The 13554-nt window shown below is 52.1% G+C and carries 10 protein-coding genes and 3 pseudogenes; 5 read left to right on the top strand and 8 right to left on the bottom strand.

What is annotated here, in order from left to right; translation table 11 throughout:
• Positions 1 to 73: 73 nt before the first annotated feature.
• The 3 genes from BG55_RS15135 (at position 74) to BG55_RS15125 (ending at position 3069) form a co-directional block, all read left to right on the top strand.
• On the top strand, positions 74 to 709 hold the full coding sequence (locus tag BG55_RS15135; protein WP_034939152.1) for a TetR/AcrR family transcriptional regulator: 636 nt from the start codon (positions 74 to 76) through the stop codon (positions 707 to 709).
• A 138-nt stretch (positions 710 to 847) separates the two neighbouring features.
• Positions 848 to 2230 (top strand): D-arabinono-1,4-lactone oxidase, encoded by a 1383-nt coding sequence (locus tag BG55_RS15130; protein WP_034939149.1) that lies wholly within the window; start codon positions 848 to 850, stop codon positions 2228 to 2230.
• Positions 2231 to 2247: 17 nt separating this feature from the next.
• The gene (locus tag BG55_RS15125) at positions 2248 to 3069 is read left to right on the top strand and encodes a glycosyltransferase family 8 protein (RefSeq protein ID WP_034939146.1); all 822 of its coding nucleotides are present in this window, start codon (positions 2248 to 2250) and stop codon (positions 3067 to 3069) included.
• Between the two features lie 81 nt (positions 3070 to 3150).
• On the opposite strand, the gene BG55_RS15120 is transcribed toward BG55_RS15125, so the two are convergent.
• The 6 genes and pseudogenes from BG55_RS15120 to BG55_RS23540 all read right to left on the bottom strand — a co-directional run.
• Positions 3151 to 3720, bottom strand: a complete 570-nt coding sequence (locus tag BG55_RS15120; RefSeq protein WP_034939143.1) for a phosphonate C-P lyase system protein PhnH — start codon at positions 3718 to 3720, stop codon at positions 3151 to 3153.
• A gap of 29 nt (positions 3721 to 3749) precedes the next feature.
• Positions 3750 to 4229, bottom strand: a pseudogene (locus BG55_RS15115) (UTRA domain-containing protein); the annotation flags it as partial.
• 313 nt (positions 4230 to 4542) lie between these two features.
• A complete protein-coding gene (locus tag BG55_RS15110; protein ID WP_034939140.1) occupies positions 4543 to 4980 on the bottom strand; it encodes a lysozyme in 438 nt (145 codons plus the stop codon).
• Entirely contained in the window at positions 4967 to 5299 is a 333-nt protein-coding gene (locus tag BG55_RS15105; RefSeq protein ID WP_034939137.1) for a phage holin family protein, read from the bottom strand. Before BG55_RS15105 ends, BG55_RS15110 begins: the two co-directional genes overlap by 14 nt.
• Positions 5300 to 5687: 388 nt before the next feature.
• Positions 5688 to 7115 (bottom strand): lytic polysaccharide monooxygenase, encoded by a 1428-nt coding sequence (locus BG55_RS23545; protein ID WP_420889622.1) that lies wholly within the window; start codon positions 7113 to 7115, stop codon positions 5688 to 5690.
• Positions 7092 to 8318 (bottom strand): annotated as a pseudogene (locus tag BG55_RS23540) (glycosyl hydrolase family 18 protein); the annotation flags it as partial. The gene BG55_RS23545 and the pseudogene BG55_RS23540, both read right to left, overlap by 24 nt.
• Before the next feature lie 1135 nt (positions 8319 to 9453).
• Here BG55_RS23540 and BG55_RS23535 point away from each other — a divergent pair.
• Together BG55_RS23535 and BG55_RS15090 are read left to right on the top strand one after the other, a co-directional pair.
• Positions 9454 to 9597: pseudogene (locus BG55_RS23535) on the top strand (LysR family transcriptional regulator); the annotation flags it as partial.
• 45 nt (positions 9598 to 9642) lie between these two features.
• Positions 9643 to 10320, top strand: a complete 678-nt coding sequence (locus BG55_RS15090) for a type 2 periplasmic-binding domain-containing protein (RefSeq protein ID WP_034939135.1) — start codon at positions 9643 to 9645, stop codon at positions 10318 to 10320.
• A gap of 535 nt (positions 10321 to 10855) precedes the next feature.
• Here BG55_RS15090 and flgL read toward each other — a convergent pair.
• Positions 10856 to 11821: a flagellar hook-associated protein FlgL gene (flgL, locus tag BG55_RS15085; protein WP_034939132.1), complete on the bottom strand. Its 966-nt coding sequence runs from the start codon at positions 11819 to 11821 to the stop codon at positions 10856 to 10858.
• 16 nt (positions 11822 to 11837) lie between these two features.
• Positions 11838 to 13490, bottom strand: a complete 1653-nt coding sequence (gene flgK / locus BG55_RS15080; protein ID WP_034939211.1) for a flagellar hook-associated protein FlgK — start codon at positions 13488 to 13490, stop codon at positions 11838 to 11840.
• Between the last annotated feature and the right edge of the window lie 64 nt (positions 13491 to 13554).

Genomic DNA, 13554 nt, shown 5'->3' with positions numbered 1-13554 from the left:
CCTGTAACTGTGGTAGTCCTGGCGCTGTGTATCCTGATGAACATTTTCACCACCACGGACTGACTGACCTGCTATGTCTGCTACTGAAAAAAGAAAAAATGATCCGCAAGGCCTGAAAAAACGCATCCTCGCCTCAGCACTGAGCGCCTTTGCCGGGTTCGGCTTGCAGGGCGCACGCATGGAGCAGATTGCGCAGCAGGCCGGTACCACCAAACGCATGGTGGTTTACCACTTCAACAACAAAGAAAATCTCTACGTCGAGGTGCTGGAGCAGGTTTATCTGGCGATACGCCAGCATGAAATGGGGCTGAATCTGCAACAGTTTCCCCCGGAAGAGGCGATGGTGCGACTGGCGGAAGCCAGCTTCGATTACCATATTTACCATCCTGATTTCCTGCGGCTGGTGTGCAGCGAAAACCTGATGCAGGGCCGTTTTATCAGCCAGTCAACGCGAATAAAGACGCTGAATCAGAGCGCGCTGGACGTGCTGGACAGCATTCTGTCACGCGGGAAAGCGGCGGGCGTGTTCAATCCGGAGGTGGCCACGGTGGACGTCCATCGCCTGATCAGCAGCATCTGCACTCACAACGTGGCTAACCGCTATACGTTTCACACGCTGTTCGGCAATGATGAAACAGAGCAGCAAAGCATTACCCGCAACCGCCGACTGGTGGTGGAAGCCACCCTGCGCTACCTGCGTCCGCTCTGAAGTCCGTCAGCATCACGCCGCACGCCTGAGCTCTGTCATTCCGGGGTAATTCAGCTACGCTTGAACGGTCAGAGCCGGAGAATGCTGTTCTGCCATCCAATACCATCCTGCTGTTTCGCCCTGAATCTGGAGCTACTGATGTCATCCGAAAAGAACGGTTATCCCCTTCGCGAACCTCAACTGGACGGCAGCGAAGCCGGGCTGTGGAACTGGGCGCAGAATACCCTGCTGGCCGACAAGAGCACGGTGCGCACCCCCGCCACCGAGCAGGAATTACAGGAGCTGGTTCGCAGCAGCAAAGGAAAGATCCGCGTGATGGGCAGCCGGATGTCTTCAGGCCGAATGCTGAAGCTGGCGGCGCAGGAGGATGTGCTGATCGATCTCTGTCAGCTGCGCGGCCTGCTGTCATCCACCGATACCAGCGCCACCTTTGCCGCAGGCACCCCGCTGGAGGAGGTGTACCAGACGCTGACGGAGATGGACAGAATGTTATCCGCCTCACCGGGGGTGATCGCCGTCCAGACGCTGGCCGGGGCGCTGTCCACCGGCACGCACGACCAGGGGTTAAAACAGAGCTCGCTGGCCGATGAGCTTCTCAGCCTGCGGATGGTGATGGCTGATGGCAGCATTGAGGAGTTTGATCGTCAGCACCCGGCTTTCGCGGCGGTGCAGTTGGGTCTGGGGTGTCTGGGCGTGGTCACCCAGGTGACCCTGCGCATCCAGCCGTTAGCGGTCTATACCTGCTTTAAAAGTGCCGCCCACGCTGACACCCTGGGCCAGGATCTGCTGGCGTGGAACCAGGATTATGCCCTGAGTAAAATCTGGTGGTTTCCTGATGAAAATCAGGTACATGTCTGGAATGCCCGCCGGGCAGACCGCGAGGAAACCGAAGAGTATCACGATAATAACGACGATCTGGTAAAACAGCAGCAGACCAGCGACGCGATGAATGACACGGTGGATCAGACGCTGGATAATATGCGCAGCGACACGCAGATCGTTGACGATCAGGGAAAACCGTTTCGCACCGTCACCCGTTTCAAAGATTTCTCAGACGTGACCGGGGATATTTATCAGGTGTTCTGTCGGGGCATTGCCACGCCGCAAATCAACGTGGAGATAGGTATCCCGCTGGCGCACGTCCCGCAGGTGATTGCAGAGATCAAACAGTGGCACAGCGAAACCCAGCCGCATATGCACTATCCGATCATCCTGCGCTGTACCGGCCCGTCGGCCAGCTGGCTCAGCCCGGCGTATCAGCAGGAGACCTGTTTTTTTGGTTTTGTGGTCTATTACGCCGAGGACGGCTCGCTTTCAGAAGAAGGCGTGGCGTTTCTGAAGGCGGTGGAAAAAGTGCTGGCAGCGGTCGGCGGCAGACCTCACTGGGGAAAATATTTCGATGATACGCTGTACGACTGGCCTGCGCTCTATCCACAATGGCAGGCGTTTTGCGAAATACGCGAAGCACTGGACCCACAGCATAAATTTGCCAACACATTTACCGCCAGACTGCTCGACTGATAATAAGGAGAAAATGAATGAAAGCATGGGCTACCCTGCTTACCGAGCCTGATTACCTTAACGGGGTGAAGGCGCTGCATAAATCGCTGCAAAAGGCCAACACCTCCTGGCCGCTGGTGGTGCTGGTCACCCGCAATATCGATGCCGCCAGCCGTCAGATGCTGGTCCGGGCTGGCTGCCTGCTGCGTGAAGTGACCACGCTGGCTGCGGATGATAACCAGCACACGCACTACGCCAGCGAACGCTTTTCTGAGGTGTGGACCAAACTGAACATCTGGCGGATGACCGAGTTTGAACGCATTGTTTTTCTGGATGCGGATATGCTGGTCACCCGTAACATGGATGAGCTGTTTGAACTGACGCTGCCTGAGGGCTGGATCGCCGCCTGCCACGCCTGCCGTTGCAATCCTGGCAAAATTGCCAGCTATCCCAAAAGCTGGCGGCCCGAGAACTGTTTTTACAGCTACTGTCGGGGTGTGGAACACACCGAGCAACCTGACGAAGTGGAAAACTACCTTAACGGCGGCCTGCTGGTGGTGAAACCAGACCAGCAGGTGTTTGAGGATATGATGCAGCATCTTTGCTCGCTGGATGATTTATCGCGCTATCTGTTTGCCGAGCAGGATTTCCTCAACGATTTCTATCATCAGCGCTGGCAACCGCTGCCCTGGATTTACAATGCGCTGAAAACTCTGCCGTTCCAGCATGCGGCCATCTGGGATATGGCGAAGGTGAAGAATATTCACTACATCATTGATAAGCCGTGGGAGAAAGCACCCAATCCCGATAATCGCGACTATGCGCTGAACAGGCTGTGGTGGGAAACGGCGCTGGGATAAGCCTCCAGCCGCGCGCATCACTCCCCCGCTCAACACCGCCAGCGGGGGAGGCCAGCTGACAGCAGGCCTTGTTGGCCAGCTTCAGCAAACCTGCACATCGGTGGTGGATGGCAGGGCCATCATTTTCTCTTTGCAGGTAAAAATCATATCCACTCGCTGAGCCATACCCTGTGGACGCTGACGCAGATAATGCAGCACCGTTTCCGACAGCCGGGGAGCCACCGCACGCGTTTCCCTCAGCGACGGCCCTCTGAGCCGCAGGGTCAGACCGCCACTCAGCGCCGTGACCTCGATAATCAGGGTGGTGCGTTTTTCTGCCGATAGCTGATGGCAAAAGCCGTCGGGAGCGATGTCTGATTCGGTATGCAGCAGGGCAAACGGCACCCTTTTATCAGCTGACACCGAAGCCCCGGTGTGTAAATGCAGAGTGTTAAGCAGTGCCTCGCTGTGCAGGCCGCTGTCCAGCCAGACCGGCGTTTCGCACTGCGGCAACGTCATCAGCAGCGTGGTTGCCGCCGCAGAGGCATCGCCCCATCCCGGTTGCGCAGGCAAAGAAACCACCACGCCAGGTTCATTGACAGCTTTACGAATACGTCGGCGGGTATCCTCGCCATCCCCCGCCAGAGGGTTAAAACAGGCAAGTAAGGTCATTTGTGGGTTCCTGCTTTCAGTCGCACCATTCAGTTTTCTACCGTCAGTTCAATCATATCGGCGCGGGTCAGGCTGACGGAATATTCCGCCAGCGTTGCACCGCTGGCGCAGCGATTCAGCGTTCGCACGCACAGCAGTGGCGAATGGAGTGACACCTCCAGCAACCTGCTTTCTTTGGCCTGCGCACGGCGCACTGCAATTCGGGTCTGGTCATGATGCAACACCATCCCCATTTCCTGCTGCATAAACTGATGCAGCGATCCGCCGCTGAACTGCTGCAAAAGCGGCCAGCCGCTGGCATCGGTCAGATAGTGGTTTATTACCGACACCGGTACGCCCTCGATCCGGCGCAGCATACGAAGGTGGATCACGGTTGCCCCCTCGACCAGCCCCAGGGCGGTGGCCACTTCCGGGTTACAGGGACGCAGTACCGCCAGCAGCTTCTCACCGTCGGGATGACTGTGCTGCTCAGGCAGATGCTGGCTGAGACGCACCGGCGCAGACAGTGGGCATCGCCAGGATTGCGGAGTGGCCTCCCGGTAAACCGGGAGTGGATGTGCGGATTTGTTCAGCATCGCTTACCCCTTCGTGGTCTGAACAATGTGACAACGCGGTAATCGCGTGGTGATTTCAACAAACAGCATCAGGGGAAAAGATGACAGCCGGGTTAACGGCGCATGACAGCGTGATGAATTTCCGGGAGTACCGCCTATTGCCAGATAAAAAAAAACCCGTCGGCGACGGGACTGGTAACGGAAGCGCTACGGCCTCCGGATTATCTTCTTATTATTCTTTTTTCTTCTGCTTGTCTGGTACGCCTTTTCAGGAGAGAAACAGCTGGCGCTCTCTTTCGCGGCGCGGTAGCAGGATATCCAGCGCTTTACCTGCCCGCTTCCACAACAGAAAAGCGTCTGCCGCTCCCTGATAATCCCAGGCGTTAAGTTTTCTTTTCACTGATGAACCGGCAAAGGCACCCGCACCGATATTAAAAATGAGGCTGCACAGTGCATCATATTGATTCTGAGACAGTGGCGCGGTGATATTCTTTTCAATCGCTCTTTCCGCCGTCGCTAAATCTTTTTTCAGCAGCTCGGTCGATTTTTCTGCGGTGATGTGGGTATTTCGGGCAATCGGCATGCCATTTACCTCACCGGTATGACCGACGCCAATGGTCGGAATACCTGCCACATCAAGATAGGCGTGCAGTTTCTCTCCCTCTTCCTTTTTAATAAAGGCAATACCGTTATCACTGATTTTCATTTTTTGTCACTCCAAAGCGATTAAATAATTTCCCTTCGACGAGGTAACGTAATTTATCCACACCAATAAAACCGATAATGCCGCCGACCAGATTTACCGCGTTATCAGGCAGGCCGAGAGATTCCAGCGACCCCGAAATAGCCAGGGTAAATATGGCGCAGACAAAAGGACCGGACATAATTTCCCAGGGTTTTCTGCGGTCATATACCCCCATAAAAAAAGCGATACAAAGCGCAGATAATGCCGAGAACAGCGTCGGTAAATAAGCCACCGCCCATATTGAGCAATGCTGCAAAATAGTGTCATAGAGGGAAACCATTGGCACCTCTGATTAATTCAACCCAATTTCTGGTCAGAAATAATAAAAAACTGTGCCGTCAGCGTATCTGAATATCCGATCGGACAGAGTCTGGCATTCGCCTCCGGTAGCGGGAAGTGAATGGCATTCTGAATAATCCGCAACAGTTACCTCTGCCGGCACAGCTTCTTGCTGTTATGGCGACATAAAAGATATTAAGAGGTCCCACCAGGCGTTATTGTCGCAGCCAGTCCGGACACGGGCAGCGCGCAGAAACCGGAGCGTACAGCTCGTACGTGAGGATTTCGGGCACTGCCCGGGTTCAGAATGGCAGGTAAAACAGTCCTGATGGGCCAGGCTCGGAAACTGACCAGCTCCCTCTGGCCAGTTTCACTACCTCCGTTCGGGCTTAGCGAATTTCTGCCCAGAGTGCGGGGGCTTCACCAGGTGCCCAGTCCTGTACCCAGGCGGTATGCGCTTGCAGACAACGCCAGTTTTTACCTGCGTGGCTGACATTCGCCCCCGTGGCATAGAATGTGCCCAGCGTCCACTGTGGATAAAGACCGCTGTCACCACCGCCGCTGTCACTACCGCCAGCACTGCTGGTGGTGACCGACAGAACATTACTGGGTACAGAGAGCAGATCCCGTGAATCCAGCGCGGCGACAAAGTAACGGTACGTGGTTTCCGCAGACAGGCCGACATCGGTATAACGCAGTTGCGATGCGGGTACACGAGCGATTTCATAACCTTCACGGTAAATCAGATAGTGCTGTAACGGATTGCTGGCATCGGACGCGCCCCACATCAGCGAAATGCTGGTGGCGGTCTCCGCCATACTGTGCAGATGAGACGGTGCCGTTGGCGGCGTGGTGCCCGGCACAGCCGCAGCAAGGGTGCTGATAATCATTTCCTGACTCCGAGTTGATTCCACCCCGGCCCGATTGACCGCGCTGACCGCATAGGTGTAAGCGGTATTTTCCTCCAGTCCGCTGTCGGTGAACGACAGCGATGAACCACTGTGGATCAGGGTGTTATTGCAATAAAGACGGTAAGAGGCTCCCGCCGTGACTGACGCATTCCAGGCCAGGGATACCGAATCACTGGTGACATGGCTGGCATGCAAACCCGCCGGGGAAACAGGGCCTGTATCACCCGGATTTTCACCGCCGACAAAATCGAGGTCGATAACCTGATAGAAGGCATTACCGGTGTCCGCCACTTCCCAGACTGCCAGCAGAACGTGGTAGCCACTGCGCACCGGCAGAGGAACGTCATGCACGCTTGGGCCGGATGGACGCAGCAGGGAACCAAAGCTCCAGAATGGCTGTTCAGTAAACTCCACTTTGAAGAATGGCGTCTCTTCAAACTGGGCGCGACTCAGCGGCAGTTGCGGATCCCAGTCTTCCCGGGTGATGAAATAGTTCCAGCGTCGGGTAGAGTGCGCGGCGGTGTAGGTCCAGGTAAACTGCAACAGCGAGGAGGAAGAAACGGTATGTTTTTCCCAGTGTGTGCCCGGTTCATCAAGGAACAGGCCATCGCCCTGATTGGCACTGGCAATTCTGCCATCGGGCGGCGGCAGCGCATTGGTGGAATCGGTTGGCGCAACCACATCGGCCAGGCCACGGGCAGTTTGCGGGAAGAATTTACCTGCTTCACGCTGGTTAAGCTGTCCGGCATTCAGCTGGCCTTTGCGCCATGCAAACCAGGCGCGGGATGCCGGCGTGGCGATATGGCCGTGGCGCAATGCGGGCGTGCCGCTTTGGGTGAAGGCATCCGCAGCAGCGCCCGGACGCAGAGCGGTTCGCAATGCAGGCTGCCAGAGTGAATGCGCCACGTCAGGCGACCAGAACAGATTGGAATCGTGCTGCATGACACAGAGGTAATTCTGTGATTGCCAGCTGACCCGATCGTTATCACTGTAGCGGACACCGGCTCGCCATTGCGGCAGTTCGTCCGGCTGTGGCACCGGGTCGGGCTGTGGCGACGGTTCTGGCTCTGGTGCCGGATCCGGCTGTGGCGATGGTTCTGGCTGTGGTGCGGGATCGGGCTGTGGAGAGGGTTGCGGTACAGTGCCGTCACCAGCAAGATAACCGTAACGGTTGATAAATTCCCAGTTGTAGGGTTGTCCCTGCGCAGTCACACCCGCATCCCAGTTGACGGACCAGGTCATCAGGCCACGAATCGGCAAACCGGCTGCGTCCAGACGGTCGAGCGCACTGTACACATCCTGCGGATCGACTACATAGCCTGTCGCCGCCGCATCATTATTGGTCGGCAGACCGATAATAAATTTATCGTGCGGGATTTTAATAAAATTGCGGGTGCCGGTGACCAGGCTTTCAGTCAGGTAAAACAGGAAATCCGCTTTCTGCGCATCATTATTTTGTGCCAGCCAGCCGACACCATCGATCCATAGTCCATCACCGCCCTGATTATAATATTGTGGCGCGACATAATCGTAATAACCTTCCAGGTTTTTAATATAGGGACTGTAATGCCCCCCCTGAGTCAGGTAGGGAAACTCCGGAGCCATGCTGATGGTGAAGTATTTTCCCTGCTGCCGAAAATGATCTTTTACTTTTCTTAACGCAGCAGGAATAACCGTCTGGTTATCAGCTGCGGTGATCGCCGCCTGTTCGAGGTCAATATCCAGCCCGTCGAAATCATACTGATTAGTGAGCGCAATAATACGCTCTACCAGTGCGTCTTCATCACCATGGCTCAGTTCAATATGCGCATCTGCGCCCCCCAGAGAAATAAGCACTTTACGCCCCTGAGCATGGACCAGATCAATCTGATGACGGAATTCAGCCTCAGACCCTTTATAGGGTTTGAAGTCCGGAATACGATCGCCAACATCCAGCACTTTCATAAAAGACACGGCAATCACATTGTACTGCACGGGAATTTCAGACAGGGTCATTTCGGTAAAGCTGCCCATCCTGTATCCCTGACCACCTGTTGATGGCCAGTTGTGCCAGAAACCCAATACAATTTTATTATCACCACTCTGTAGTGAATTTCCTCTCTCAGACATAACCACTCCGATTGTAGTATTGAATTAACCAGAAACATCGTGAATTTCACGATGTTGTTTACTTTCCTCAGAAAAATAATTTTTTCCTGAAAACTCTTATGCAATTAATACTAACCGCACAAAGAACACATTCAATTTCAATAATTGCCGTAATGAAATGATTTTTTGGCAACTGACTGAAACGGATGATTATTATCGGGATTTAATATAAACAGGAGACATAAGGGTATCGTCATCAATATCAATTCAAAATGAGACAATCAAATTAAGCTCATTAAAATAAGCATAAAAAGATTTTTATTTGTGGATAAAAAACAGATCAGGGCTGTTGTTAAGAAAAAGGCTGGGGGTTTTAACAGAAAAATTACATGCGGAAAAAATATTTAAATGGCAAATCAAAATATGACTAGCGCAGGCCGGTTAAAAGAAGAGTAAATAAGCCTGACCCATTTATCTCTGGTGCCTGGCAGGTCTTAAAATCAGACGATCTTTTTATCTGCAATGAGGAGAAGACAATCATGGACTGATGAAGTTATAACAGCTGAAAAAACCTTATCTGTATTTTGTATTGGTTCTTTTTTATTCTTTTTCTTTCACTGTGCAACTGCGCCGTTCATCTTAAGATGTTTGTGCACCCTGCTTTCAGTCGGGGGGAAATTAGCCATTTGAGCTGGGCCGAAATGTTACTGAGCATCGTGTTAAGATGAAAAGGGTTAATCACAGTGCGAGGCTGCTCAGGATTATTACATATTCCAGAATTACAGATAAAAATATTTATTTTTAGCCACCATAAAAAATAAATAAGAGAATATACCTCAATGAAAAATAAAATATACCGCCTCAGATTTCACCTCCTGTTTCATACTATTTTAATCTCTGGTACTGTTAACTCATGTTGTCACCACTGGAATCTTCGCGCAGCTTATGCAGATGATAAAAAACGCACAAGTTTAAAAATTAAAAATGTCATTTAAAAAATAGTATCATGATGAAAACACTGATAAATATCAGAAAATCTTAGGATTAATCCCGTTCAGACAATTCTGTAGTGTGTTATATTTCAACTGATTAAAGTTGACGCTAAATACCCCCACCAGGAGGCAGTATGTTTGTTTCATCTAATCTGAAATGATTTATTGTTCTGGCGAAAGAAAAATCGCTCAAAAAAGCGTCCGAAATTCTTTTTGTCACCTCATCACCAATATCAAGAAGAATAAAGCTCTTCGAAGACGAACTGGGATATAAACTATTTTCACGCACCGACCATGATTTTACCCTGACGAAAAAGGGGCTCGAGCTGTATGAAAAGATAATGCCTCACTACATGAAAATATCTGAAATCGAAGCCAGCTTTTCCCAGAAAACCAACAGCCTGAACCTTAAAAGGAGTCTGATGATTGGCGTCGAGAATCTGAATCATTTTTTGTTCAACATATTAATAAAAAAAAGGAAGAAAACAGAGTCAGTTTCTTACTGTTCCAGTGATGCGACAAACTCGCTGGAATCCCTGCTCTCAGGTGAAATTCAGGCGGTTATTTCTCACCGGGAGATAACCGAAAATGGGCTAAGTTCGATGGAGTTCTATAGTGAGCCGGTATGTTATCTGCTGGCAAAGGGGATTGAACGTTACCAAATCAGCGATATGAAAAAAATCCCGATTATCATTCCCCGTAACGGCTTCCATGAACACTACATTAAAACGGCCCACATGAAGATCCTCACCGCCTGCCCCGCTGCCCAGGTGATTATCGTTGATGATATTGATAACTATCTTTTTCTGATTAGTAGCGGCGATGCGGTCGGTCTGATCAGCGAATCGATGGTGTCGTTTTATAAAAATAAACACTGTCTTAACACCGATTTTAACTACAGTATTGACCGCTCTTTCCCGGAACTGAAAACCTATATTTACTGCCTGAAGGAGTGTGAAAAGAATCTCCGGATGGTGATGGGAAGTCTTCTCAACGAACAGGAAAACAGTGACGCTGATGCTATCAGGTAATAAAAACAGAGTCCGAACTCATCCTTTAAAGAATAATACTGATAATTTTAACAATCGTAATACCAGATATTAATAAAGCAACGCAACAGATGAAAAATAAAAAAAATTCCTGACAGGTCCATTTTTTTAATCAATAAACCGGATGAAAAATGATTCTTATGAAACATTTAACGTCAGACTGGCAATGACTGAAAATAAAAAAGCAATCATTTCGATAACAATTACGTTAAAAAAACAAAGTTATTTATATTTTATTTTGGCATGTTAATAACGCATCAATTACAACCAATATGCATTCGCCGCCTTTTTTTCATAAAATAAAACGGATTTAAAAACCAGAAATTTATCAGCATGGGTAAATAGTCACCTCTGTCAAAGATATTCCTTTCACGGACTCTTACCGCCTCGCCCCCATTTTTCTTGCAAGCGTCGACACCGGCTGAAAACAGCCAAAAAAAACCCGTCAACAGCAGGTTAGGCTGATGACGGGGAAACTAAACGTACCCGGTTTAAGCACGTTCAAAAACAAAAATGATCAGGCGTTCAGTTTAAACAGTGACATGGATGACATGTCAGTGAACACCTTGTACGACGCCTGAAGCGCCGTCTGCTGCATGGTGTAAGAGGAGATAGCGCTGGTGTAATCGACATCCACCAGGTTACTCATCTGCGTGGTCTGATTGACCAGCGTGGAGTCCCCTTTTGCATCCAGATTGCTCAGCTCATTCAGCTGCGTTCCCAGTTCTGAACGCACTTTCAGCACGTTGTTCAGCGAGTTGCTCAGGCCACGGTTAGTCTTGTCCAGCGCATCGGACGAAGCCTGTACCGCAGCATCGTCAGCGCTGGCAATCGGCGTGTTCAGCGCGTTGATTGCCGTATTCAGCGTGGTGAAGATATTCGCTTCACTGGCGCTGCCATCGGGTTCGGCTTTGGCATTGCTGGTCAGGGCCATAAACACCTGATCGCCGGTGTGGCTGGTCACCATCGTGCGGCTGGAATCCACCTGCTGGGTGATGGCGGTGGTGCCGCCGGTGTAGGTGACATTGCCGCTGGAATCCTGGGTAAAAGGCGCGGTATTGGTCTTGTAACCGGCAAACAGATAGCGTCCGTTGCCATCGGTGGAGTTGGCAAGGTTGAGCAACTGGTCACGCAGACCGGTCAGCTGCGACGCGTAAGAGGCGCGGTCATCATCGGAAAGCGTGCCGTTAGCGGCGGCAACCACGATGGTCTGCGCATCCTGGATGGTGCTGGTGACGTGTTGCAGGTTGTTCTCTTCTTCCGAAATGCTGGTGGTGGCAAAGCCACGGGCGGTTTTGTACTGGCTGGTCTGGGCCTGAGCCTGTGACAACACCACCGCCTGCGCGGCAGCAACCGGATCGTCAGACGGGTTGACCACACGCTTGCCAGATGACAGCTGCTCACCCACTTTCAACCAGCTGGCCTGGGAGGTTGAGATACCCCGCATCTGCTGATCGTAGATCATCAAAGTACTGAGACGCATAGTTAACTCCTTATCCTTAGCTGACCGCGGTGATCAGTGCGTTAAAGATCGTGCTGGCGGTCTGGATCACCTGGGCATTGGCAGTGTAGTACTGCTGATAGCGGGTCAGGTTACCGTATTCTTCATCCAGGTTTACGCCGGAAACAGATTGCTGCTGATTGGTCAGCTGCGTCACCACGTTGGTCTGCGTGGTGCTGGTGGTTTCCAGCGTGCTGGTTTTGTTACCAATATCCGCCACCATGCTGGCATAAGCCTGCGTCAGGGTGCTGTTACCGGTAATCACTTTTTTGGTCTGTAAATTCAGCAGTGACTGGGCGTTGGTGTTGTCACTGACACCATCATCGGCACCGGCGGCAGCAAGTTTAGCTTCATCGGTAATATTTACGCTCATATTGCTGATCACATCAGCAACCGGCTTCACCAGGAAGCTGTCTTTGCTGGCTGGCGTACCGCCCAGCGTCAGCTGTAATCCATCAAAACTCAGGGTGGCATTGCCGGAGCTGTCGGTGCCAGAGGTGGCCGTTACGGACGCGTTATCCGACAGGCGGGTGACGTTCCAGTTGGTGCCGTCATAACTCACTTTGTAGTTGGAAGCCTGCACCGCACTGGCATCGGTAACCGTCGCCGTCATCGACGCAGTGCCTTTGTTGCTGGTGTTGGTGGTGACCGACGGGCTGCCATAGTTGAAGAAGGCCTCACCGGCATCACCGTTGCTGTCGTAACCTGCCTCGTGCTGGGTGTTAAAGCTGCTGGCCAGGCCTAATGCCAGTTGCCCCAGCTGGTTGCGGGTGTTGTCCAGATCGGTCCGGAAGGCCAGCAGCCCCCCAAGAGAACCGGTGGTGATCAGTTTTTCCGGAATTTCAGTTTTAGCACCGGTAGAGGCATCCACCGTCGCGATAGTGGTGCGGGTCGGATCGGCGCTGGAGGCCACCGCTGCCAGCTGGTTATAGCTGTCGCCCTGCACCAGGCTGATACCATTACCAATGCTGACGTTGTAGCTGCCACCATCCTGCTGACTGACGGTAACACCGACCAGATCGTTCAGTTTACTGACCAGCTGATCGCGCTGATCGAGCAGTGCATTAGGCGCGCTGCCGTCACCCGCGCCTTTCAGCTTGGTGATCTGCTGGTTGATGTTGGCAATCTGTTTGGCATAGCCGTTAACCTGGTCCACCGTCGAACTGATTGAGGTGTTCAGGCTGCTGTCGAGATTTTTCAGATAGGTATCCGTCACCTGGAACTGGTTGACCAGCCCATCCGCTTTGCCCAGCACCGCCTGGCGCGATGAGGAGTCATCGGCATTACTGACCAGCGTTTGCAGCGAGGCGAAGAAGTCCTGCATGTTGGTCGACAGGGTGTTGGTCGAACTGGAGAACATATCGTCGATGTTTGACAGCTGTGAATACTGCGTGGTCAGCGCGCTGGAGCTGGTGCTCGCCGCGCGCAGCTGGTTGGTAATAAACGCATCGTATTCACGGTTAACGCTGGCTACCGACACTCCGTTACCGTAGTAATTGGTTCCGCTCAGCGTGCTGTTGGCCTGGGCAAGGACCGTGGTCTGACGTGAATAGCCGGCAACGCTGTAGTTACTGATGTTGTTACTGGTGGTATTCAACGCTGCCGAGGCGGCGTTTATCCCGCTTAACGCGGTATTGATTAAGTTAGACATGTCGGTTCCTTTTTTACCCTGACAGCACGGGCCGGCATTAAAATCGGTGCCGGTCTGCTTTAAC

Origin of the sequence: Erwinia mallotivora (assembly GCF_000590885.1) — a bacterium.
Lineage (GTDB): Bacteria > Pseudomonadota > Gammaproteobacteria > Enterobacterales > Enterobacteriaceae > Erwinia > Erwinia mallotivora.
The sequence above is the reverse complement of the archived record's forward strand: the minus strand, read 5'-3'. Positions and strand labels throughout refer to the sequence as shown.

Bases quoted from the DNA above. Each gene is read 5' to 3' on its own strand.
- BG55_RS15135 (WP_034939152.1), top strand. From the start codon at position 74: ATGTCTGCTACTGAAAAAAGAAAAAATGATCCGCAAGGCCTGAAAAAA.
- BG55_RS15130 (WP_034939149.1), top strand. From the start codon at position 848: ATGTCATCCGAAAAGAACGGTTATCCCCTTCGCGAACCTCAACTGGAC.
- BG55_RS15125 (WP_034939146.1), top strand. From the start codon at position 2,248: ATGAAAGCATGGGCTACCCTGCTTACCGAGCCTGATTACCTTAACGGG.
- BG55_RS15120 (WP_034939143.1), bottom strand. From the start codon at position 3,720: ATGACCTTACTTGCCTGTTTTAACCCTCTGGCGGGGGATGGCGAGGAT.
- BG55_RS15110 (WP_034939140.1), bottom strand. From the start codon at position 4,980: ATGAAAATCAGTGATAACGGTATTGCCTTTATTAAAAAGGAAGAGGGA.
- BG55_RS15105 (WP_034939137.1), bottom strand. From the start codon at position 5,299: ATGGTTTCCCTCTATGACACTATTTTGCAGCATTGCTCAATATGGGCG.
- BG55_RS15090 (WP_034939135.1), top strand. From the start codon at position 9,643: ATGAAAATATCTGAAATCGAAGCCAGCTTTTCCCAGAAAACCAACAGC.
- flgL (WP_034939132.1), bottom strand. From the start codon at position 11,821: ATGCGTCTCAGTACTTTGATGATCTACGATCAGCAGATGCGGGGTATC.
- flgK (WP_034939211.1), bottom strand. From the start codon at position 13,490: ATGTCTAACTTAATCAATACCGCGTTAAGCGGGATAAACGCCGCCTCG.